This is a genomic window from Clostridium sp. AM28-20LB (assembly GCF_003480665.1).
GTDB lineage: Bacteria > Bacillota > Clostridia > Lachnospirales > Lachnospiraceae > Otoolea > Otoolea fessa.
Genome location: NZ_QUJN01000001.1, coordinates 956,743 through 979,866, shown reverse-complemented (window position 1 = coordinate 979,866; position 23,124 = coordinate 956,743). Strand labels below are relative to the sequence as shown.

Below are 23,124 nucleotides of genomic sequence, written 5' to 3'. Positions count from 1 at the left end.
ACTGGATTCTGCGCCTGAATCTGTGCCCGGTTCATAGATGTATCTGGAAAATGATTCAATTTGTCCGGAGTTTGTGTCCTGGCGGAGAAAAGGAGAAAAATACCAGTTACTGTTCACAGGTAGGCACTTTTGGAACCGAAAGTGCCGTAAGAAAACGTGGTGGCAGCAGGAATTTGCCGTATTTAAATGCGAAGCCACGGCAAATTCCGTTACTGGGCACGTATGCGTGAACAGTAACAAATACCGCCCATTTGTGGGCGTTTTTCGGGAAATCAGTTGATAAAACACGGTTTTTGGTGTATAAATAGTAGCAGGACAAAGGAGTCTGGGCGTGCCGGGAGTAGTGTATGTTCCCGGTAGTCCAGACTTTTTAGTTTTATATGTAGATTTTAGTTCGGAGGATGTAAAAGTGGAGAAGAAACCATTTGTAACACGGGAGCAGCTGGAGGAGATCAAGAAAACATACCCGACACCGTTCCACCTGTATGATGAAAAGGGAATCCGCGAGAATGGCGAGCGCCTGATGCGTGCATTTTCCTGGAACAAGGGATTCAGAGAGTATTTTGCTGTAAAGGCAACACCGAACCCATTTGTAATTGATATTTTAAAGAAACTTGGATGCGGCGTGGACTGCTCTTCGCTGACAGAGCTTATGATGGCAAAGGCGATGAAGTACGATGGCGAGAAGATCATGTTCTCCTCCAACGATACACCGCCGGAGGAATTCAAGATGGCTGCCGAGCTGGGCGCGATCATCAACCTTGATGATTTTACGCACATTGATTTCCTGGAGAAGACGATCGGTTATATTCCGGAGACGATCAGCTGCCGTTACAATCCGGGCGGACTGTTCAAGATCAGCAATGATATCATGGACAACCCAGGCGATGCGAAATACGGTATGACAACCGAGCAGTTATTTGAGGCATTCAAGGTGTTGAAAGCAAAAGGTGCGAAACATTTCGGTATCCATGCTTTCCTTGCAAGCAATACGGTTACAAATGAGTATTATCCGATGCTTGCGAAGGTATTATTTGAGGTGGCGGTCAAGCTGAAAGAAGAGACCGGCGCAGATATTAAATTTATCAACCTGTCTGGTGGCGTTGGCATTCCTTACCGCCCGGATCAGGAGCCGAACGATATCTTTGCAATCGGCGAGGGCGTCCGCAAGGTTTATGAGGAAGTTCTGGTTCCGGCTGGCATGGGCGATGTAGCGCTTTATACAGAGATGGGACGTTTCATGCTGGCGCCGTATGGCTGCCTTGTGACAACGGCAATCCATGAGAAACACACCTACAAAGAGTATATCGGTGTGGACGCGTGTGCAGTCAACCTGATGCGCCCGGCGATGTACGGCGCATACCATCACATCACGGTCATGGGAAAAGAGAACGAGCCGTGCGACCACAAATACGATGTAACCGGTTCCCTGTGCGAGAACAATGATAAATTTGCGATTGACCGGATGCTTCCGAAGATTGATATGGGCGATATCCTTGTCATCCATGATACCGGCGCACATGGTTTTTCGATGGGCTACAACTACAACGGAAAGCTGCGTTCGGCTGAACTGCTCCTGAAAGAGGATGGTTCCGTGGAGATGATCCGCCGGGCAGAGACACCGAAGGATTATTTTGCGACCTTTGATTTCTGTGATCTGTTTAAGAATATTTAGTCCATAAAAAATTGAAAAAGAACGGATTCTGTACAAGATGTGACAGAGTCCGTTCTTTTTATGCCATATTTTATCGAAAGCATTGACTTTTTTGTTCTTTCCTCTATACTTATCATATAACGTAATGACATTATATAACATAATGCTGCAAAAAGGAGGAAGTAGTATATGATTAAGAACACGGTGATTAACGCAGAGCTTGGATATGCATTAGCCACGGCCCGCCATAAGGATGCAATTGTGATTTGTGATGCTAATATGCCGATTCCGGATGGCTGCAATGTAATTGATGTGTCACTGATAAGAGGAGTTCCAACCCTTGAACAGACGATGTGCGCAATCATGAACGACCTGGTGGCAGAGCGTTACGAAGTGTTTGAGTTAATGCCCCAGTATAATGATGCTATGTATCAAAAGATTCAGTCGCTGCTGCCGCAGCTGCCTGGCGGAACCATCAGCCAGGATCGCTTAACGGAAACGATGCAGAAGGCCAAAGTCGTAGTGCGTACCGGTGATTTTGGCAGCTGCTGTACGATGGTATTATATTCAGCCTCCGGAATGGATAAATATGTAAAACAATATGACTGTTCTTTTTCACTGGAGAAGTAAGATAGGAGGACCATATGGCAGAAAAAAAATATACCCGGATTGTGGTAGAAGAAAATAATGAGCATGGTTTTGATTCCTATCGCGTACCGGGAATCGTGACAGCCTCCAATGGGGATTTGCTCCTGACCTATGAAGGAAGAAAAGGTGGAGGAAACAGCCGAACTCTGTTTTTAAGAAGATATCGCATGATAGGTGAAACGATAGAGCCAATCGGCGAGCGGGTTACGATGGTTTCTCCCAAAGACGATGAGCTGATTCATAATCCCTTGTTAATAGCAGCAGCGGAGGGAAAGCTCTATTTTTTCTGGTGTCAGGATTATAAGAGATTATTTTTGAAAGAAAGCGATGATAATGGTGTTTCATTTGGAACGGAAAGGGAGTTGACATCCCTGATTGACGGATTCCGGAAAGAATGGCCGGTTACATTGTGGGCGATTGCACCTGGTCATGGAATAAGCAAAAAAGATGGGACACTGATACTTCCATTGTGGCTGAGCCGTGGGGAAAATGCCCATCTCCCAGCTTGTTTTGCATGTCTATCCAGTCAGGATCAAGGAAAAACATGGAGATGCAGCAGTGTAGTTCCGGCGGGAAACGGGGTTGGCGATCCCACAGAAAGCTCCGTGGCAGAACGGAGTGATGGAACACTGCTTGCAACCATGCGCCATGAAATTCCGGGAGTCAGAAGAAGAGCTTTTTGTGAAAGCAAAAAAGAGATAGATGGGGAAGATACTATACGCTGGGGAGAACCCTGGTTAAATCAAGAACTTCCGGATCCAATCTGTGGAGGCGCTCTTTTGTCACTGTCAGATGGGAAGATGGCTTTTGTTAATTGTGCCTATGGAGATGAACCGGCGCTGGAACGGCAGAAACAGGGAGAGTCTGTTCGCTGGAGTCTTGACGCTCGTCAGAAGCTCACGATTCGGCTTAGTAAAGATGATGGTGTTACATGGAACGATGGACTTATGATAGCAGAAGAAGGGGGAGCATCGGATCTTGCAGGAAAGGATGCGATTGCTTGCTTTTACGAGGAAGGCTGGCAGGATGGAAACTGTATTTTTAATCAGAGATTATCGCTGGCGGTTATTCCTTTGGTTTTGTTATGACTGGGGCGGGAAAAGATACATTAGTGAAAGGGAAAAGGAGCTGTACTGTTCTGTTTTTTTCGGCTTATTTTATTTATTATGCGGTCTATTGTGTCTTTTCGAGTTTCATCGTTTTGTTTTTAACAGAGCAGGGCTATAGCGCCACAGTCTGCGGAATTATTACCAGTTTGACATTTTTGGCCAATCTTTTGATGGAACCGGTGGGAGGCTATATAACAGATACATTTCTGCCCACCAGAAGATACCTTTTAGTTTGTATCGGTATCGTATCAATGGTGTGTGCTTTTTGCACAAAATTCATGAACCAGTCATGGCTGCTTCTGCCGGGGCTGGTTCTGGCAGCCGGATTGGCCTATCCCTTTAGTCAGCTGATGGATGCCTGGGTTAATTTAAGTAAGGAAAGTTATCCGGGATTGATATACAGCCGGATTCGTGCCGGTGGTTCCATTGGATTTGCAGTGATGTCAGTGATTGGAGGATTTTATTTCAAACACTGGGGATGGAATCGTTATTTTCAGATGCAGATTCTTTTATTTCTTATGATGATTCCATTTCTCATCCTGCTTCCGGATACCAGGCTTGGCAATCATCGAAAGAAAGGGGAGGCAGAGAAAAGTCTTTCGTTTGTTCAGGCGTTTCAGCAATTGGTAAAAAGCCGTCGTTTTTTGTTTTGTTTAACAATAAGCACTCTTTATTGGTTCAGTCATCGGCCAGTTGGCAGCTTCCTGTCATTGATTATTGCGGAGCGTGGAGGAGATGCGGAATTATTTGGAAATGTTTGTGGAATAGGAGCTGCAGTAGAGTTTTTGAGTCTGCTTTTGTTAGCCTATATTGGAAAAAAGAAAACCTATCCGGCCCTCTGGGGGATGGCAGCAGCTTTGGGCACAAACCTGCTTCGTCCGATTTGCTTTCAGCTTTTTTCGGGTGAGTGGTCTCTTTATCTGGGGCAGATTCTTCAGTCCGTCAGTTTTGCCCTTTATATGAGTGCCAGCGTAGAGTGTTTTGCGGAAACATCGGATGAACGTCTGAAAAGCTTTAGTATTTCCATTGGTCTAACCATCAGCAGTGTGATCGGAACCGTATGTGCAAACATGGCAGGGGGGAAGCTGTGCGATCTGTTTTACCCGGAATTCTTGATTCTCTTTAGCTTTTTGTTGGGAAGCATGAACCTCCTATTTTTTATTCTTGTTTTTTTAAAAGAGAGGCTTGACAATAAAAAGATGCAGTGTTAGAATGAGAGACATCAAAAGATTATATAATGTTATAAGATGAAAGTGGAACTGCTCTCCAACGAAGGAGAGAGTTCCACTTTTTGCGTATAATAACGCAAATGAATCAAAAGTTGGCAAAATTTACAAAAAAGAAAGGAGAAAACCTATGATAATATAAAAAGCGACGATGAAAAATAAATTTATACTTGCAAAATGAATCAAAGTATGGTAAAAATAACATAACGATATATGATGTCTTTGAAGGTATTATAATATAAGGGGATCTGGACGAGTATTTGAATGGATAGGTCGGCCAGAGCAGAGAAAACCAGGAACCCCTTATAGCACATGACATTATATGATAGAAATTAATTTTAAAGGAAGGAGAGTACGTATTCGCAGCAGCGAAGCGCGGCAATTAGAGTATGAAGAAAAGTATCTATTCAATTGGTAAGGCTATGGATAAAGCGAATAGTGTGGTGGAAGTATTTACCGGATACATGATATTCGCTTTTATGGCACTATTGTTCCTTCAGGTATTGATGCGTTTTATATTTAAGCACCCTATATACGGAATTGATGAATGTGTAACAGCGTTGATGATATGGTCCATGTGTCTTGGATGGTGTACCGTTTATTGGGACAATGGTCATGCAGTTCTGGAGTTTATCATGAACCGTATGCCAAAGGCATTTCGCAGAGGAATGTTTACATTTACGAACTTTTTGATTGTTGTGATAAGCTGGGTTTATATTCCGGCATCCTGGCAGCTGTTTCAGATGCAGAAGAAGATGCCTCCCGTTGGAGGACTTCCTATCAGCAAGGGTTATTACTATGCATTGCCGGTTCTGGTGATGGGAGTGATTATGCTGGTAATGTCTGCATATAAGGCAATCGCATTTGTAATTACCGGAGATGAATCCATCTGTGTACCGGTAGAAAAGGAAGGAGGCGGTCTTCTTGACTAATCTGGATCCCTATTTAGCCGTCTATTTTATCACCTTTGTGGTATTAATTCTTCTGGAAGTACCGATTGCATACGCAATGCTGGCTTCAGCGTTTGAATTCATTGTATTTAACCATCAATCATTTGTTATGTTTGCACAGAAAACAGCAAACTCCCTGGCTGATTTCAACATGCTGGCATTACCGGCATTCCTCTTTGTAGGATGCTTTATGAATGAAGTGGGACTAACGGACCGACTATTTGGAATGTTTGAAAAATGGATCGGTCATCTCCCGGGAGGACTTGCACATGCCAATGTATTATCTTCCATGGTATTTGCCGGAATGTCCGGTTCCGCTCTGGCAGATGCCGGAGGACTTGGAACCATTGAGGTAAGTGCGATGTCAAAAGCCGGATACGATCCAGACTTCTCAGTAGCAGTAACGGCAGCATCCGCAGGTATCGGACCGATTATTCCGCCGTCCATCAACTTCGTTGTCTGGGCATTCTTAAGCCAGACCTCCACACTGGCTATGTTCCAGGCTGGTATGGGACCGGGTGTCCTGATGGGCGTGGCCATGATGATCTGGATTCCGATTGCAGTGAAAACCCAGCACATTGCCTGCCCGCGGGCACCGAAGGCATCCTGGGGCGAGCGATTCCACTCTCTGTATACATCACTTCCGGCACTGGGTGGCCCGGCTATCCTGGTACTTGGCATTATGACCGGTATCTTTACTCCTACAGAGTGTTCCGTTGTAGCAGCTATGTATTGCGTCATCCTGGCTATCTGCTTAAAACGTTTCAGCTTTAAGATGCTGACAAAGGCATTAAAGGATACATTAGCCAGCGCGGGTATGTCCATGTGTCTGTGTGCAACCGGTCTTGTATTTAACTGGGTAATTGTAACCAGTGGTCTGATTGGTTTTATGACAACTCTTCTGATGTCCTTAGGAAATAAAATCATCATTCTTTTAGTATTAAATGCAATGTTATTATTCCTGGGCTGCTTTATTGGTTCCATGCAGATTTTGATTATGGTGGCACCGCTTCTTATGAATCTGGCAACGGCTCTTGGTATGAGCTATGTTCAGATGGGTGTTATGGCCGTACTGAATGTAACACTTGGATTAATCACTCCGCCGATGGCACCAGCGTTGTTTGTAACAGCGAAGGCGACCGGTAATAAATTTGAAACTGCACTGAAATATACGGTACAGTTTCTGATCCCGATGTTTATTACACTGATGATTACAACATTCTGGGAGCCGCTGACCATGTTCCTTCCGAGACTGTTAGGATCCATGTAAGAGTAAGAGATTAAGATAGTATAAAGTACACAATTTAAGGAGGAAAGTTTATGAAGAAAAAAATTGCACTTGTCCTGACGGCAGCCATGGCAGTAGGCACATTAGCAGGCTGTGGATCGTCCACTGCACAGACAACCACATCGGAGCAGGCCTCCGCACAGACCACCGATAAGACTGAAGGAGGAGCTGATACAGTAGAAACAAAACCGGCTCCGGCTGGAGCTAAGGTTGTCAAATTCGGTAACTCCGGAGCCATCGGAGAGCCGGCACCGCAGTCCTGTGAAGAGTTCTGTGATCTGGTAAATGATAAGATCGGTGACAGATATTACTTTGAGTTTTATCCCGCAGAGCAGCTTGGCAATGAGACCACGATGCTGGAGAACCTTCAGGTAGGACTGCAGGAGGGCATGATGTGTGCCTTAGATACCCTGGCAACTTATGAATCTGATTTAAACATTCTTTCCATGGCATTTGCATTTAACAATTACGATTCCATGATTAATTACTTAAAGAGTGATGTGGCAGATCCAATCTGGGAGAGCCTGGATAATCAGGGAATTCACGTAGTAAACTTCGAATTCCAGAAGAATCCGCGTATCTTCTTTGCAAACAAAGAGATCAAGAGCCCGAAAGATATGGTTGGCATGAAATATCGTATTCCGAACCTTCCGATCTTTGAGAAAAATGCGAGAGCGATGGGAGCAACACCGGTTGTAGTTGCCTGGTCCGAATATCCATTTGCTTTAATGCAGGGCGTAGTTGACGGTGGTGAGTGTTCGAAAGACTCCTATCGTTCTGCAGGCCTCTATGAGTCTGCAAAATATGTAGCAGATGTGGATTACGCATATCCGGTTGAGCAGATCTGCTTCTCCACTCAGTTCTGGAACAGCTTATCGGAAGAAGATCAGAAAGTAATTTCTGATGCAGCAGCACAGGTAGCTTCTCATCATTCTGAAAGAACTCTCGACAAGTGGGAGGAAGATAAAGAGTGGTTAATTAACGAAGGCGGCGTAACATTCTGTGACATTGATCGCCAGGCATTTATTGATGCAGCAGAACCGTTAGGAAAAGAGCTTCAGGATGAAGGCTTCTTTACAACCAAGGATCTTTATGATCAGACTCGTCAGTTTAATAAATAAGTAAAATTTAAATTAAGAATAATGCTGCCGCTTGGGACAGAACTGCCAGGGAATGGCGGCCTCTTCCAGGCGGCCGCTTTTCGTTTCAAAACAAATTCAATCGATAAAAATACAGGAGGAAACAGAAAATGCTGAAAGTATTAGGTCTTGGAGATAATGTGTGTGATGTATATCTGCATACCGGAACCATGTATCCGGGTGGTCAGGCAGTAAATTTTGCGGTATATGCAAGAATGCTGGGAGCAGAATCGGATTTTATGGGAGTATTTGGAAAGGATGCAGTAGCGGATCACGTGCAGGCATCTTTAGATGCACACGGAGTCGGACACAGTCATTGCCGCATCTATGAAGGAGAAAATGGCTTTGCCAGAGTAACCCTTGTAGATGGAGATCGTGTATTTAAAGGAAGCAATAAAGGTGGTGTTCTGCAGCAGCATCCAATTTATCTGGAAAAAGAGGATTTGGAATATGCGGATGGTTTTAATTTGATTCATACAACCAACAATGGGTTTACCGATGGGCTGCTTCCAGCCCTGCATGGACTTTCTCCCTTGGTAAGCTATGATTTTTCGTATCGCTGGAATGAGGAAGACAGGGTGGAACGTGTATGCCCATATATTGATTTTGCATTTCTATCCTGTAGTGATCTGAATGATGAGGAGACAGAAAAACTGTGCCGGAAGCTGTATGAAAAGGGATGCAGTGTGGTGACAGCTACCCGTGGAAGTAAGGGAGCAACGGTTTTTGATGGGGAGCGGTTTTATTGCCAGCTGCCGGATTATGTCACTCCGGTGGATACCATGGGAGCCGGAGACAGCTTTGCCACTGCTATGCTGATTACCATCTTGAAAAAGCTGGAAACACAACCGGAGGGAAGCTGGAAAAACAGTGAGATAAGGGCAGAGATACTTCCGGAGGCATTGAAAGCGGCAGCTGTATTTTCAGCAGGAACCTGCTTGAAGAATGGTGCCTTTGGAGACGGTGTGCCGGTACCGAAGTCTGAGCATGACCGGATTTACAGAGAATTATAAAAACAAAAATAAAAAAGGAAGTGAGGGTCATGGTGCAGATATCAAAGGAACGATTTGCACTGGGGAGCTATCAGTATCTGCGGTATCCGTTCGAGTACTTTCTGGATACGGCTGTTTTACTGGGAATGCAAAATGTGGAACTCTGGGCAGCAGGTCCGTCCTTCTGTCTGGATACGATGGACGAAGCGCAGCTGAAAGAAAAAGCTGCTCAGATTCGGAGCCGTGAGCTTTCAGTATGCTGTATCACGCCGGAGCAATGCCAGTATCCGGTCAATCTGGCAGCAGAAGATGAAAAAATACGTGAATATAGCATACGCAATTTTGAACGTGCATTTTATGCAGCAGAAATATTGAACTGCCCAAAGGTGTTGGTTTCAGCTGGATGCGGTTATTTCAACAAACCAGTGGAGGATGCGTGGAAGCGGAGCGAAGAGAGCCTGCATCGTTTGTCAGAAAAGGCTCAGAAAATGGGTATTTTACTTGTGCTGGAGACATTGACACCTCTGTCTTCGAACGTGCTGAACACGCCGGAGCAGCAGAAAGAGATGATTTCCCTTATGCCTTCAGGAAGCATGAAGCCTATGCTGGATATAGGACAAATGGTTTATATGGACCAGAAGATAGAACGTTACTTAGCCCATGGAGCAGAATTATCACATATTCATCTCCATGATTCCCACCCGGCGGTTCACATGGCCCTTGGGGATGGGGATCTTCCCATCTGTGAATATCTGGATATTCTTGAATCAGCTGGATATAAGGGAATGTATGCGCTGGAGCAGAATGATCCGAGGTATCGCTCTAATCCAAGGCAGGCAGATATACAGAGCATAAGGTGGCTCAAAAAGCATGGAATTTTTGATTGAAAAAGTATTGACAAATGACGGAAAGAAGAGTATGTTATCAGTAAAGGAGATATGACGTTATATAACAATATAAACTGTATGATGTCAATATCCTGAAAAGTCCGGATGGGTAAACGACCATACCCGGAAGGTGCAGCTTGAAAAATACACTACATAGGAGGAAATACTATGTCATATATGATTGGCGTAGACGTTGGAGGAACGTTTACAGATTTTTCTGTTTTTAATCAGGAAACAGGTGAGTTGTTCAATTACAAGGATAGTTCCACACCGGCGGATCCGTCCAGAGCAATTGTAAAGGGCGTTCAGGATGTATTAGAGATTAAGAAAGCAGCTCCGGAAGAAGTTAGTTATCTGGCACACGGTACAACCGTAGGAACGAACGCATTAATCGAGAAGAAAGGTTGCCGCCTTGGCCTTATTACTACCAAAGGATTTAAGGATCTGATGGAAATCGGAACCCAGAGACGTCCTTCTCTTTACAATCTTCAGGCACAGAAACCGTATCCACTGGTTCCGTCCGGTTTAAACTGTACGGTAACAGAGAGAATCCGTTACGACGGAAGTGTTGAGACTCCGCTGGATGAGAACGAAACAAGAGAGGTCGTTCGATACTTAAAAGCACAGGGTGTGACAGCAATTGCAGTTTGTACTTTGTTCTCATTCATTAATCCGGTTCATGAAGAAAGAATTGAAGAGATCATTCATGAAGAGTTCCCGGAAGCATACGTTACGATTTCCAGTAAACTGGCACCGGAGTTCCGTGAGTTCAGCCGTATGAGTACAACGGTTATGAATAGTTATCTGGGACCGGTTATGGAAAAATATGTAAATAATTTCCGTGATTCCATTGCGAAGCTTGGTATTCAGGTAGAGCCCTATGTAACCCAGTCCAATGGTTCCATCATTTCAATAAAAGAAACCATCGACTGCCCGATTAAGACAGCATTGTCCGGACCGAGTGCCGGTGTTATCGCAGCTGCATATATTGGCAAACAGTGCGAAGCAGACAAGATTATTACCTTTGATATGGGTGGTACCAGCGCAGATATTTCCTTAATTGAAAATTATACACCGCAGGTATCGAATGAGCGTTATGTAGAAGGATATCCGGCCAGAATCCCGATGATTAATATTATTACCATCGGTGCCGGCGGCGGTTCCATTGCAAAGATTGATGAAGGCGGTGCCTTAAAGGTAGGACCTAAGAGTGCGGGTGCAACACCTGGACCGGCCTGCTATATGCGCGGCGGTGAGAATCCTTGCGTAACAGATGCCAATATTGTTCTTGGCAAGCTGAATCAGAAGAAGATTCTTGGCGGCAGAATGTATGTAGATATTGAACTGGCTAAAAACGCTGTCAAGACAAAAATTTGTGATAAATCCAATCTGGATATGAAACGTGCAGCGAACGGTATTATCACAGTCGTAAATTCCAACATGGTTCGTGCAATCCGAAGCGTATCCGTAGAAAAGGGATATGATGTCCGCGAATTTAGCCTGATGGCATTCGGAGGCGCCGGCCCGCTTCATGCATGCGAGGTGGCAAAAGAACTGGGAATGAAGGAAGTATTGATTCCGCCGCATCCAGGTACTCTTTGTAGTCTCGGACTTCTTCTGGCAGATACAAAATTCGACTTATCCAGAACTAAGATCATGAATGGTGAAGCCGGAAACTTAGATGACATCAATGAGCAGTTTGATAACATGGTAGAGCAGGGAACCGGTCTTCTGGATAAAGAAGGTGTTCCGGCAGACAGACGTTACTTTGAATTTGCCGTTGATATGCGTTATCAGCGTCAGAACTTTGAGATCAGCATTCCGGTTCCGGCAGGAAAGATGACGGAAGAGACTTTGAAGAAAGCACTGGCTGATTTCCATGCAGAGCATAAGAGAAGCTACGGCTATTGCAAAGAAGATGCGATTGTACAGTTTGTAAGTTATCGTGTATCCGCTATCGGCGTTATCGATAAACCGGACCTGAAAGCAGCAGAGCTTCATCCGGAGGCACCGATTCCAGAACCGATCGAAGTTCGTCAGGTTCTGTTCCAGAACAGTGATGAGTATGTTGAAACACCGGTCTATTTAAGAGATAAATTTGTTCCGGGTCAGTCGATTCCTGGTCCGTGCATCTGCGAACAGATGGATACTACGTTAGTGGTTCCGAAAGGATGGGTCATCCACGTAGATGGATATCACAACTTAAAGATTCATGATGAGGAGGCGAAGTAAGATGGCAAAACAGATTGATACCGTAACAGTTGAGGTTGTCCGCAATCTTCTGATGTCCATTGCTGAGGAGACTTATGGAATCATTGTCCGCAGTGCATATTCTACTAATATGAAGGAACGTCGCGACGTGTGTACTGCAGTAATCGATCCGGATGGAAATAGTGTTGCCCAGGTGGAAAGTTTAGCTGCACTTTTAGGCTCAATGCTGAGTGTAGTTCCTAATATTTATGAAAAATTTGGAAAGGAAAATGTTCAGCCAGGCGATATGTATATTGCCAATGACCCGTATCATGGCGGCGGCAATCATCTGCCGGATATCGTAATCGCAGCACCGGCCTTTGTGGGAGATAAACTGGTTGGCTGGATTGCCAATATTGCGCATCATTCAGATATCGGTGGTAAGGTACCTGGTTCTACCTCCGGAGATGCAGATAGCTTATTCCAGGAAGGTATTCGAATTCCGGTAATCCGTATCCGCCAGAATGGAAAACTGATTCCGAGTGTTATGGACCTTCTTCTTGATAATACCAGAGTTCCACAGGAAAGAGAGGGCGACCTGACCGCACAGATGTCAGCAAACCTGATCGGTGTACAGAGAATTCAGGAAGCTTATGCCCGTTATCAGGACGATTTGATTGAGTGCATGAAAGAGCTGGTAGGCTATTCGGAGCGCCGTGTCCGTGCAGTCGTTGCAGAACTTCCGGATGGAGAATACAGCTATACCGATTATGTGGATGGCTGCGGCGACAAATATCCGGATCCGCTTCCGATTAAAGTGAAAATTACCATTAAGGGTGATGACCTGACAATTGATTTTACAGGAACCGCTGAGCAGATTAAAGCACCGATCAATGTGCCGTACCCTTGTACGAAAGCAGCCGTATTCTTCTCCATTAAGGCATTAATGGGAGATGATATCCCAGCCAATGAGGGAATTAACCGTGCGATTAAGATCATTGCACCGAAGGGCTGTATCGTTAATCCAACAGAACCAAGTCCGATTGGTGCACAGATTGACTGCCAGCAGCGAATCCCGGATGCCATTTTCGGAGCATTGGCACCAATCTTCCCGGATACCGTCGTAACGGCTGGTAATGGTGCTTGTACCACCACCATCTTAGCAGGTGAAGGTGCAATCGGAACAGACAGTGTGTTTATTTTCCACGAGGTTATTGCCGGAGGCGGCGGTGCTTCGAAGGGATTAGATGGTTTATCTGGTGTTCAGGTAAACATGACCAATACCTCTAATATGCCGATTGAGGCAACCGAGATGGAGTTCACAAAGATTCTTGCCAGAAAATATGAACTGAAGGAAGATACAGGCGGTGCCGGCCAGTTTAGAGGCGGCCTTGGTATCGAGCGTGAGTTAGAGATGATGCAGGATGATGTGGCATATACCGGATTAGGTGATCGTCATAAATTCCATCCATGGGGATTAGATGGCGGTAAAGAAGGCGCTGCCGGTGCATTCTACCGTGTAACTCCGGATGGAACTATCACAAAAATGGGACACAAGACAACCAGTTTTCCGTTAAAGAAGGGCGATATCATCCGGGTTGAAACTCCTGGTGCAGGCGGATATGGTGATCCGATGAAGCGTGAGCCGGAAAAGGTATTAAAGGATGTCATTGAGAAAAAGGTGTCTGTAGAGGCAGCGAAAAAAGATTATGGTGTGGTTGTTGTATCAGATGGAGTTCATTATCAGGTAGACGAACAGGCAACCAAAGCCCTCAGAGGATAAGATACGGCAAAACGTAAGAAAGAGAGGATTAATTCTATGATTAAAGGTATGCAGGAAGTCATCGATGTGATGACAAAAGCCAAAGCAGATCTGGATAAAAATGGCGGATTAAAACAGGTTATTTTCGTGGCCTGCGGAGGATCCTTTGCATCCTCCTATCCGGCACGGTTTCTGTTAAATCAGGAGAGTTCTCTGCGTGTTCAGGGATATAACAGCAGTGAGTTCGTGAATGCAACTCCGAAGAATGTGGATAAGAATACACTTGTGATTGGAACCTCCACCAAAGCAACGGCAGAAACCGTGGAAGCATTAAAGGTGGCAAAAGAAAAGGGTGCCGTTACGGTTGGTTTATCCGGATATGCAGATTCTCTGACAGCGCAGACCGCTGATTATTATATCACCTATTATCATGCAGACGAGTGGTACAAGGATCCGACCTTAGTTCATTACAACAGCCAGGGTACTGCGTTAAAGATTGCGTTCTGGCTCTTAAAAGAATATGACAACTATGAGGCATATGACAAGGCTCTGGAAGGATTCGAAAAGCTGGAGACGATTTACGGAAAAGCATATATAGATGTGCGTGCTGAGGCAGCTAAATTTGCCATGACCTACAAAGATGATACGGTATGGAATGTAATGTCAAGCGGTGCAGCCTGGGAGGTATCTTACTCAGATGCATTCTGCTTCTTCCAGGAGATGCAGACCGTACACTGTGTTCCGATTCATTCTGGTGAATATTTCCACGGTGCTTTTGAGACCTGTGACAAGGATCTTGCCATCCTTCTGTTCAAGAGCATTGGACGAACAAGACCGGTAGATGAGAGAGCAGAACGCTTCTTAAATCAGTTTGGCGGTCATCATTGGGTTATCGATGCAGAGAAGCTTGGCTTAGGTGAACTGGATGAGAGTGTTGCAGAATACTTCAATTCACTTCTGTTCCATCCGATTTCCAAGCAGTTTATTTCAGCAATGGCAGATGTGAGAATGCATCCGATGACATATCGCCGGTATATGTGGAAATTTGATTATTAATAGTTGATGTAAAAACAAAAACATAATATGAAAGCAGGCCTGCAATCGTGTAGTTATTGTGGGCCTGCTTTTTTCTTTTTTTTATACCGAGTAAAAAAAATACAATTTCTTTGTTAAAATAACGAAAAAAGCTTGTAATGGAACAATACAAATAGTATGATAGTGTATATAACATTATATATCATTTTGACCATATGGATGTAGGGCTCAATTATTATAAAGAATGAAAAGGAGAAGGGTATGGAGATAAATACAAATCCAAACAGCATAGTTCCATTATATGCACAGATTGTGGAGAGTTTGAAACGAGATATTGAGAATGGGGTTTATAATGCAACAGAACGAATTCCGGCAGAGGCGGAGTTAGCAAAACAGTACAATGTGAGCCGGATCACAGTTCGGCGTGCAGTGGATGATCTGGTGAGCCAGGGCCTTGTGGAAAAGAAGCAGGGAAAAGGAACCTTCATCTGCCGCCAGAAATTCGCGAAGGATATAAAAAATCTCCAGAGCTTTTCAGAAATGTGCCGTCATATGAATATGAAGCCTGGGGGACAGATGCTTGAAAATAAGCTGGTTCTGGCAGATGACAAGATTCAAAAACAGTTAAATCTGGAACCTGGATCCTATGTAGTTTATATTTCGCGTTTGCGTACAGCGGATGGGGAACCGGTAGCCATTGAGAAGAACTATTTCCCGGTAAAATATTCCTTCCTTTTGGAAAAGCAGTTTAATGATAATTCTCTGTTTGAGTGCTTGCAGGAAGAAGCCAAGGTAAGAGTTGCTTCCTCAGAGAAGCGGATTGAATTATGCCGGGCCACGGCTGAAGAAGCAAAACTGATGAAAGTTAAGAAGGGAACTCCGCTTCTTTATATTAAGAGTGTGACATATACATATGATAGAGAGCCTCTGTATGCAGGAGTACAGCTTTTTAATGGCGAAACCTGTTCTTTTTATGTATGTGAATCAATTGAACAATAAACCTAATATTCATTAATGCAGAAAATCGGATTTTTATTGCATCGAAATGGTGAATCTTAAGAATTTCTTCATAATTTATTTAAAGAGAATACAAACATTTTGGAGATAGGCATGATATACTATAACCATAATAAATGCATGATACAAAAGATTTAATCCTTTAACCTTTTTGAAATCCGAATTCCTAACGAAAAAAAGTCCGGCGGAGCTTTTCCACCGGACTTTTTTTCTACATATTTCTATATTTTACAATCCTTCAGCAATTTCATACAGCAGACGCTCGGAATCCTCCCATCCCAGACACGGGTCGGTGATGGATTTTCCGTAGATGTGTTCGCCGACTTTCTGGCTGCCTGGTTCGATGTAGCTCTCGATCATGACTCCTTTGACGAAGTTACGGATATCGTCGGAGTGACGACGGCTGTGGAGTACTTCCTTGACGATACGGATCTGCTCCATGTATTTTTTGTTGGAGTTGGAGTGGTTTGCATCGATGATACAGGCCGGATTCTTCAGATCACGCTCGTTGTAGAGGTCTAAGAGCAGCTTCAGGTCTTCGTAGTGGTAGTTCGGCAGGCACTGGTCATGCTTGTTGACAGCACCACGCAGGATGGTGTGGGTCAGCGGGTTGCCCTGTGTTTTTACTTCCCAGCTGCGGTAGATGAACTCATGACCGTGCTGTGCTGCGTGTACGGCGTTCAGCATGACGGAGAGTGCGCCGCTGGTCGGGTTCTTCATGCCGACCGGTACGTCGATGCCGCTGGCAACGAGGCGGTGCTGCTGGTTCTCAACGGAACGTGCGCCGACTGCAACATAGGACATAACGTCGGAAAGGTAGGTCAGGTTTTCCGGGTATAGCATCTCGTCTGCGGTCGAGAAGCCGGTTTCTTCGATCACACGCATATGAAGTTTGCGGATCGCGATCAGACCCTGATATAAGTTTGGCTTACCTTCCGGATTTGGCTGGTGTAAAAGTCCCTTATAGCCGTCACCGGTTGTTCTTGGTTTGTTGGTGTAGATTCTAGGAACCAGAATCAGTTTGTCCTTCACTTTCTCCTGTACCTTGGCAAGGCGGTTTACATAATCAATAACCGCATCTTCCCGGTCAGCAGAGCACGGACCAATGATGACAAGAAACTTGTCGCTGTCGCCTGTAAAGACGTCACGGATAGCAGCGTCCTTTCGAGCTTTTTCTGCGGCCAGCTCCGGTGCCAGTGGAAACTGTGCACGAATCTCGTCCGGGGTCGGCAGCTTGCTGACATATTCAAATCCCATGAGTTTCATCCTCCTGTATTGTCTAAAAGATTTTCACACTTTAAAGCGTATGATGTTTATTATAGTATAGAAAAATCAAATCATCAATAGGTTGAAGGAAAAGAATTTTATTTCTTTTATGCTATTTTTACGCAGCTTTTATTAAATAGACCGTAGTCTATAAAAATGGTTGACGTATTTATTAAAAAAGTGTAGAATATATTTCATATCAGCAATATTTAATTTTAGTTTGATATAGTTCCATATGAAAATGGAACCGTTCATGCCTCGATTGACTGAGAGCAAGGGCACGGCGGTCACTGTTTTTGTACAAATCCCGCACAAGCGGGAGCAGCGTTTGTTTGTTTGGTGCTGCATATGTTTGCGTGTTTTCCGAGAAAAACAGAGCATTTGGCAGAAATCTGGCATTTCATTCGTCCCTATTATCTGGGGACGTTTTTTTGTGTCATAGGAAATTCCTTGAAATTTCCTATGACACAAAAAACGTTCAGATGAATGCATACAGCCGACAAAAATGTGGAAAAATGAGATACTTATTTTAGGAGGAGAGCGCAGTATGAAAGGATATAAAAAGCTGATGGATATTGTGGCGATGGTTGAGAAAACCGTGCTGGTAGTCACGATGATCCTGATCCTTGTACTGACGGTGGGAAATGTATTTTCCCGTAAGGTAATTCACCAGTCCTGGTCCTTTACAGAGGAGCTGGTTGTTGCCATTTTCGTATTAATTACGCTTCTTGGCGCGGCGCTGTCTGCGCGTGAGGGCGGATTGGTAGGCTTAAATCTGGTAACAGAGCGTCTGCCGAAATCAGCAAAGAAGCCGGTCATGATTCTGATTACAATCTTTTCGGTTCTCTTTATGGGAATCTTATTTTACTATGGCATGGACAAGGTACTGGCGCAGCTTGCGAACCAGAAACGTACCTTTGTGCTGAACTGGCCGGAGTGGATCTTCTGGTCCTTTGTACCGATCGGTTCGGTGTGCATGATTCTTCATTTTATCGAGTTCTGTCTCGATGTGTGTACGAAAAAGGAGGACAAATAAATGGTTAGCGCAGTTCTTTTTATTACCTTTTTCGTATTATTAGTGCTGAATGTGCCGATCGCCGTCTGTCTGGGACTTTCTTCCGCGGCGGCGATCCTGTATTCCGGTACTTCTTTAACGATTGTAGCGACGAATATTTACTCCGGCATCAGTAAATTCCTGCTGCTGGCGATTCCGTTTTTCGTATTATCTGGAAATATCATGGCGAAGGCGGGAATTTCCACGCGCCTGATCCGTTTCGTTGACACCTGTGTCGGTCACAGAAAAGGCGGCATTGCGAATGTGTGTATCATCGTAGCCTGCTTCTTCGGCGCGATCTCCGGTTCCGGTCCGGCGACGGTAGCGGCTCTGGGTGCGGTCCTGATTCCGGCGATGGTAGAGCGGGGCGGTTTCTCGGCAGCGTTCTCGACGGCATTGATGGCAACTTCCAGTTCCATCGCGATTGTCATCCCGCCGAGTATCGCGTTTGTCGTATACGCGTCGATCACAGGTGTTTCCATCGGAGATATGTTTATGGCAGGCATCATTCCGGGTATCCTGATGGGTCTGGCTCTGGTAGTTGTCGTTATGCTGGAGGTGCGCCGCAATCATGTCGTGCCGTCCAACGTAGAGAAGGCATCTGCAAAAGAGCGCTGGAACGCATTTAAGGATGCATTCTGGGGATTTTTGATGCCGGTCATCATTCTGGGCGGTATCTACGGAGGCATCTTTACACCGACCGAGGCGGCAGCCGTATCCGTTGTGTACGGTCTGTTTGTCGGTATGATTATTTATAAGGAAGTAAAATTTAAAGACCTGTGGGAAATTCTGATTGATTCGGCAAAGACCACCGGCGGCATCATGCTGATCGTAGCGTGTGCGTCGCTGTTCTCTTTTGTCTGCACCCGTTTCGGTATTTCGACGGCTGCTTCCGAACTGTTAGCAAGAGTGGCAGGCAACCAGTTTACTTTCTTGCTGATTTGTAACATTATTTTCCTGATCGCGGGCTGCTTTATTGATGCAAATTCTGCGATGTACATTTTCATCCCGATCATGCTGCCGGTCTGCAAGGCACTGGGCTACAACGTGATCGCATTTGGTATCATGGCAACGGTCAACCTGGCAATTGGTCAGGTAACACCTCCGGTCGGTGTCAACCTGTTTGTCGCGATCGGCATCAAATTAAGAGACGGTATCCGCGTAACGCTGCAGGAGATTTCCAGGGCAGTCGTTCCGATGGTAGCCGCTTCCATTGTTGTTTTACTGATAATTACTTATATTCCGCAGATTTCGACCTGTCTGCCGGCGGCACTGGGAAGTGCGGCAGCCATTGAAAATGGCGAGACAGCCGGAGGCGACAGCGGAACCACCCAGACAGACAATGACGATTTCAACACGATCGGCGATTACAGCGATCTGGATTGGGCGGATATGACCTGGAACTTTACGTGTTCCACAACCGAGACAAGCACCTGGGCACAGGCGGGACGCAAGTTTGGCGAGCTCATGGAGCAGGCGACCGGCGGCAAGGTCAAAGTAGATGTTTACGCAGCCGATCAGCTGACCGGTGGAAACCAGTCTGAGGGCATCCAGGCACTGATGAACGGCGATCCGGTGCAGATTTCGATGCACAGCAACCTGATTTATTCGGCATTTGACCCGCGGTTCAATGTTGTATCACTGCCGTATCTGTTTGATTCTGTTGAAACAGCGGATGCAGTCTTAGATGGTCCGGCGGGCGACAAGCTGGTTGAGATCCTGGAAAGCTATGGCCTTCATTGTATGGGTATGGCGGAGAATGGTTTCCGTCAGCTGACCAACAGCGAACATCCGGTTCGTTCCGTGGAAGATATGAAGAACCTGAAACTGCGTGTGGCTGGTTCGAACCTTCTGATGAAGTGCTATGAGCTGTGGGGCGCAGATGCGACCAATATGAACTGGTCCGAGACGTATACGGCGCTGCAGCAGGGCACGGTAGACGGGCAGGAGAACCCGCTTCCGGCGATTGATGCGGCGAGTGTACAGGAAGTACAGAAATATGTTTCCCTGTGGAACGCAAACTATGACTGCCTGTTCTTCTGCATCAATCAGAAGCTGTATGACAGCCTGACACCGGAGCAGCAGGCGGTTGTTGATGAGGCAGGCCGTAAGGCAGTTGCTTACGAGCGTGAGATCAACCGTGCAGGCGATGAGGAGATTCTGGATCGCTGGCAGACTAAGAACGGTGTGGAGGTGCTGAAATATGAGGATCTCGACATCGAATCCTTTAAGAAAGCAGCTGAGCCGGTAACGGAATGGTTTATCGGAGAACTGAAAACCCAGGGCTTTGATGATGCAGAGGATCTGGTAAACACCTTTACTGAAAATGCGGCTAGTGCAGTTAAGACGGCGGGCATTGAAAATTCTTCGACCTATCAGGTGGAAGATCACAGTGACCTGAACTGGCCGGAAATGACCTGGAACTTTACGTGTTCCACGACAGAAACCAGTACCTGGGCACAGGCAGGACGCAAGTTTGGCGAGCTCATGGATCAGGCAACGGGCGGCAAGGTCAAAGTAGATGTTTACGCAGCGGATCAGCTGACCGGTGGAAACCAGTCCGAGGGCATCCAGGCGCTGATGAACGGAGATCCGGTGCAGATTTCGATGCACAGCAACCTGATTTATTCGGCATTTGACCCGCGTTTCAACGTGGTATCGCTGCCGTATCTGTTTGATTCAGTGGAGGACGCCGACGCGAAGCTGGACGGCGAGGCTGGCCAGAAGATGGATGAGATTCTTTCTTCCTATGACCTGCATTGTATGGGTATGGCGGAAAATGGTTTCCGTCAGCTCACTAACGGCGTGCGCCCGGTTCGTTCCGTGGAAGATATGAAGAACCTGAAAGTGCGTGTGGCTGGTTCAAACCTTCTGATGAAGTGCTACGAGCTGTGGGGCGCAGATGCGACCAACATGAACTGGTCCGAGACTTACACGGCATTGCAGCAGGGGACGGTAGACGGACAGGAGAACCCGCTTCCGGCGATTGATGCGGCAAGCGTACAGGAAGTACAGAAATACGTTTCCATGTGGAATGCAAACTATGACTGCCTGTTCTTCTGCATCAACCAGGATATTTACGACAGCCTGACACCGGAGCAGCAGGAAGTAGTCGATGAGTGCGGCAAACTTGCTGTTCAGTACGAGCGCGAGATCAACCGCGCAGGCGACGACGAGATCCTTTCCAGATGGCAGTCCAAGAATGGCGTCGAGGTCATCCCGTATGAGGATCTGGATATCGATTCCTTCAAGGCAATTGTAGAACCAGTAACCGAGTGGTATATCGGGGAACTGAAAAAACAGGGTTATAAGGATGCGGAAGAGCTGGTTGCTGCATTCAAATAGGAAAATTAGAAGTTTGAAGTTAGAAGTTTGGTAAAATTGAATCATTGAGTTTGGTTTTCTGGCGGTTCTGGTCCTTGGGATCAGACCGCCAGATTGCGTATATGGGGAAATATTTCAATGTAAATTTTCAATCGGGCAAATATTGTGGTTGGCAGTTTGATATGATAAGATAGTTGGTATCGGTGCGCTGAAAAGCGGGATAAAAAGAAAGAAAAGGAAAAATATATGGGATGTGTACATCTGTACTGCGGCGACGGAAAAGGAAAGACGACGGCGGCGATCGGTCTGGCGGTCCGGGCAGCAGGAGCGAGAAAACAGGTAGTTGCTGCCCGCTTTTTAAAAACGGATCAGTCTGGGGAGGTGGAGATTTTAAAGCGGCTCCCGGAGGTGACGTTGATTCCCTGTGAAAAAACATTTGGATTCACGTGGAAAATGACCGATGAGGTGAAGCGGGAGGCAGCGAATTATTATAAAAGTATGTTTGAGACGGCGTGCCGTGAGGCAGTGAAGCGGTGTGGGGAAGCAGAAGAGAACGGTTCGAAAGCACCGGAGGAGAATAACTTCTGTGAAACCTGCGATGTTCTGCTGGTGTTGGACGAGGTCTGTGCTTCTCTTTCTTCGGGACTTTTGGAGCTGACGGATATAGTGGATTTTCTGGATCACAGACCAGCGGATCTGGAAGTTGTGATGACGGGGCGGAAACCGCCGGAGGAGCTGCTTTTGCGGGCTGATTACGTGACAGAGATGGAAAAAATCAAGCATCCGTTTGACCGGAAAATCCTGGCGCGGCGGGGAATTGAATATTAGAGAGGGGACTCTGAATGGGATTTATAAAGAGAAAGCATCGTCCGGAGTACGCTGCAGTGCAGCGGGAATGGGCAATGTGGGTAAAACAGATGGAAAAAACACTTCCGGGTTACGGGGAGCAGAATGAGGCATTGCACTGGATGGTACGGATTCTGACGGGGGTGCGGGTTCTGTACTGCCTGTTTTATCTGATTATGACATTTGTCTATGGAATGGAGAAAACAAATGCGGTCATGATGCTTTTGGGACCGTTTATTTTTTATGGCTGGTATATGCTGATGCTGCGGGAGAGCCCGGTGCTTACGGTGTTGATGCTGATCGGGCGTGGGGCGAGTATCGTGTGGGGCGGCGTATCGCTGCTTCAGATGAGCTGGTGGCTGCCATTTCCGCTGGTTTTCATGCTGGTGACGGCGGCGGCAATCGAATTTATAGAGGCGGTATTCTGCATCTATATGCTGTTTAACCCGCTGGCACGGCACACAATCCGCTTAAACCGGGCATTTGCACGTGGAATGCGCGTACAGGTGCCGGATGAGGGGCTGGAATAGATGGCGGCGTATCGGAATGAAGCGGCGATACTGTACACGGGTAGGCACTTTTGGAACCGAAAGTGCTGTAAGAAAACGTGGCGGCAGCAGGAATTTGCCGTATTTAAATGCGAAGCCACGGCAAATTCCGTTACTGGGCACGTATGCGTGAACAGTAACGAGGCGGCAGATGAAGAGGACAATGAGGAAGTCAAGTCTTGATTTTTA

Annotated in this window: 18 protein-coding genes; 17 read left to right on the top strand and 1 reads right to left on the bottom strand. The window is 46.0% G+C overall.

Translation table 11 applies throughout. The features are described from left to right. Positions 1-409: 409 nt before the first annotated feature. The 13 genes from DW739_RS04315 (at position 410) to DW739_RS04255 (ending at position 15,879) form a co-directional block, all read left to right on the top strand. Complete coding sequence (locus tag DW739_RS04315; RefSeq protein ID WP_118467901.1) at positions 410-1,675, top strand: diaminopimelate decarboxylase; 1,266 nt, start codon at positions 410-412, stop codon at positions 1,673-1,675. Between the two features lie 168 nt (positions 1,676-1,843). Beyond that, positions 1,844-2,284, top strand: a complete 441-nt coding sequence (locus DW739_RS04310) for an RbsD/FucU domain-containing protein (protein ID WP_118472097.1) — start codon at positions 1,844-1,846, stop codon at positions 2,282-2,284. Positions 2,285-2,298: 14 nt separating this feature from the next. Next, positions 2,299-3,390, top strand: coding sequence for a sialidase family protein (locus tag DW739_RS04305; RefSeq protein WP_118472096.1), 1,092 nt, complete (start codon positions 2,299-2,301; stop codon positions 3,388-3,390). Further along, positions 3,387-4,622 (top strand): MFS transporter, encoded by a 1,236-nt coding sequence (locus DW739_RS04300; RefSeq protein WP_118467907.1) that lies wholly within the window; start codon positions 3,387-3,389, stop codon positions 4,620-4,622. The genes DW739_RS04305 and DW739_RS04300 overlap by 4 nt, the downstream gene beginning before the upstream one ends. 404 nt (positions 4,623-5,026) lie before the next feature. Beyond that, complete coding sequence (locus tag DW739_RS04295) at positions 5,027-5,569, top strand: TRAP transporter small permease subunit (protein ID WP_118467909.1); 543 nt, start codon at positions 5,027-5,029, stop codon at positions 5,567-5,569. Next, positions 5,562-6,857 (top strand): TRAP transporter large permease, encoded by a 1,296-nt coding sequence (locus DW739_RS04290; protein ID WP_118467911.1) that lies wholly within the window; start codon positions 5,562-5,564, stop codon positions 6,855-6,857. Before DW739_RS04295 ends, DW739_RS04290 begins: the two co-directional genes overlap by 8 nt. Before the next feature lie 50 nt (positions 6,858-6,907). Beyond that, positions 6,908-7,996 carry a TRAP transporter substrate-binding protein DctP gene (gene dctP / locus DW739_RS04285; RefSeq protein WP_118467912.1) on the top strand — a complete coding sequence of 363 codons (1,089 nt, stop codon included), beginning with the start codon at positions 6,908-6,910 and terminating at the stop codon, positions 7,994-7,996. Between the two features lie 128 nt (positions 7,997-8,124). Continuing rightward, positions 8,125-9,027 carry a fructoselysine 6-kinase gene (locus DW739_RS04280; protein ID WP_118467914.1) on the top strand — a complete coding sequence of 301 codons (903 nt, stop codon included), beginning with the start codon at positions 8,125-8,127 and terminating at the stop codon, positions 9,025-9,027. Positions 9,028-9,056: 29 nt separating this feature from the next. Then, positions 9,057-9,893: a sugar phosphate isomerase/epimerase family protein gene (locus DW739_RS04275; RefSeq protein WP_118467916.1), complete on the top strand. Its 837-nt coding sequence runs from the start codon at positions 9,057-9,059 to the stop codon at positions 9,891-9,893. Between the two features lie 168 nt (positions 9,894-10,061). After that, positions 10,062-12,125, top strand: a complete 2,064-nt coding sequence (locus DW739_RS04270) for a hydantoinase/oxoprolinase family protein (RefSeq protein ID WP_118467918.1) — start codon at positions 10,062-10,064, stop codon at positions 12,123-12,125. A gap of 1 nt (position 12,126) precedes the next feature. After that, complete coding sequence (locus DW739_RS04265; RefSeq protein ID WP_118467920.1) at positions 12,127-13,866, top strand: hydantoinase B/oxoprolinase family protein; 1,740 nt, start codon at positions 12,127-12,129, stop codon at positions 13,864-13,866. 36 nt (positions 13,867-13,902) lie between these two features. Next, positions 13,903-14,901 (top strand): SIS domain-containing protein, encoded by a 999-nt coding sequence (locus DW739_RS04260; protein WP_118742675.1) that lies wholly within the window; start codon positions 13,903-13,905, stop codon positions 14,899-14,901. 240 nt (positions 14,902-15,141) lie between these two features. Beyond that, the gene (locus tag DW739_RS04255) at positions 15,142-15,879 is read left to right on the top strand and encodes a GntR family transcriptional regulator (RefSeq protein WP_118467923.1); all 738 of its coding nucleotides are present in this window, start codon (positions 15,142-15,144) and stop codon (positions 15,877-15,879) included. A gap of 246 nt (positions 15,880-16,125) precedes the next feature. On the opposite strand, the gene DW739_RS04250 is transcribed toward DW739_RS04255, so the two are convergent. Then, positions 16,126-17,154, bottom strand: coding sequence for a 3-deoxy-7-phosphoheptulonate synthase (locus DW739_RS04250; RefSeq protein ID WP_022359660.1), 1,029 nt, complete (start codon positions 17,152-17,154; stop codon positions 16,126-16,128). Between the two features lie 556 nt (positions 17,155-17,710). Here DW739_RS04250 and DW739_RS04245 point away from each other — a divergent pair. From DW739_RS04245 to DW739_RS04230, 4 genes are all read left to right on the top strand, one after another. Beyond that, complete coding sequence (locus DW739_RS04245) at positions 17,711-18,199, top strand: TRAP transporter small permease (RefSeq protein WP_118481861.1); 489 nt, start codon at positions 17,711-17,713, stop codon at positions 18,197-18,199. After that, the gene (locus tag DW739_RS04240) at positions 18,200-21,562 is read left to right on the top strand and encodes a TRAP transporter large permease subunit (RefSeq protein ID WP_118742674.1); all 3,363 of its coding nucleotides are present in this window, start codon (positions 18,200-18,202) and stop codon (positions 21,560-21,562) included. Between the two features lie 225 nt (positions 21,563-21,787). Further along, the gene (locus DW739_RS04235; RefSeq protein WP_118742673.1) at positions 21,788-22,369 is read left to right on the top strand and encodes a cob(I)yrinic acid a,c-diamide adenosyltransferase; all 582 of its coding nucleotides are present in this window, start codon (positions 21,788-21,790) and stop codon (positions 22,367-22,369) included. Between the two features lie 14 nt (positions 22,370-22,383). Further along, a complete protein-coding gene (locus tag DW739_RS04230) occupies positions 22,384-22,917 on the top strand; it encodes a hypothetical protein (RefSeq protein ID WP_118742672.1) in 534 nt (177 codons plus the stop codon). Positions 22,918-23,124 lie beyond the last annotated feature (207 nt).

Coding starts and splice junctions, on each gene's coding strand:
- DW739_RS04260 (WP_118742675.1), top strand. CDS start 13,903: ATGATTAAAGGTATGCAGGAAGTCATCGATGTGATGACAAAAGCCAAA.
- DW739_RS04275 (WP_118467916.1), top strand. CDS start 9,057: ATGGTGCAGATATCAAAGGAACGATTTGCACTGGGGAGCTATCAGTAT.
- DW739_RS04300 (WP_118467907.1), top strand. CDS start 3,387: ATGACTGGGGCGGGAAAAGATACATTAGTGAAAGGGAAAAGGAGCTGT.
- DW739_RS04255 (WP_118467923.1), top strand. CDS start 15,142: ATGGAGATAAATACAAATCCAAACAGCATAGTTCCATTATATGCACAG.
- DW739_RS04270 (WP_118467918.1), top strand. CDS start 10,062: ATGTCATATATGATTGGCGTAGACGTTGGAGGAACGTTTACAGATTTT.
- DW739_RS04250 (WP_022359660.1), bottom strand. CDS start 17,154: ATGGGATTTGAATATGTCAGCAAGCTGCCGACCCCGGACGAGATTCGT.
- DW739_RS04305 (WP_118472096.1), top strand. CDS start 2,299: ATGGCAGAAAAAAAATATACCCGGATTGTGGTAGAAGAAAATAATGAG.
- DW739_RS04230 (WP_118742672.1), top strand. CDS start 22,384: ATGGGATTTATAAAGAGAAAGCATCGTCCGGAGTACGCTGCAGTGCAG.
- DW739_RS04265 (WP_118467920.1), top strand. CDS start 12,127: ATGGCAAAACAGATTGATACCGTAACAGTTGAGGTTGTCCGCAATCTT.
- DW739_RS04245 (WP_118481861.1), top strand. CDS start 17,711: ATGAAAGGATATAAAAAGCTGATGGATATTGTGGCGATGGTTGAGAAA.
- dctP (WP_118467912.1), top strand. CDS start 6,908: ATGAAGAAAAAAATTGCACTTGTCCTGACGGCAGCCATGGCAGTAGGC.
- DW739_RS04295 (WP_118467909.1), top strand. CDS start 5,027: ATGAAGAAAAGTATCTATTCAATTGGTAAGGCTATGGATAAAGCGAAT.
- DW739_RS04280 (WP_118467914.1), top strand. CDS start 8,125: ATGCTGAAAGTATTAGGTCTTGGAGATAATGTGTGTGATGTATATCTG.
- DW739_RS04310 (WP_118472097.1), top strand. CDS start 1,844: ATGATTAAGAACACGGTGATTAACGCAGAGCTTGGATATGCATTAGCC.
- DW739_RS04240 (WP_118742674.1), top strand. CDS start 18,200: ATGGTTAGCGCAGTTCTTTTTATTACCTTTTTCGTATTATTAGTGCTG.
- DW739_RS04235 (WP_118742673.1), top strand. CDS start 21,788: ATGGGATGTGTACATCTGTACTGCGGCGACGGAAAAGGAAAGACGACG.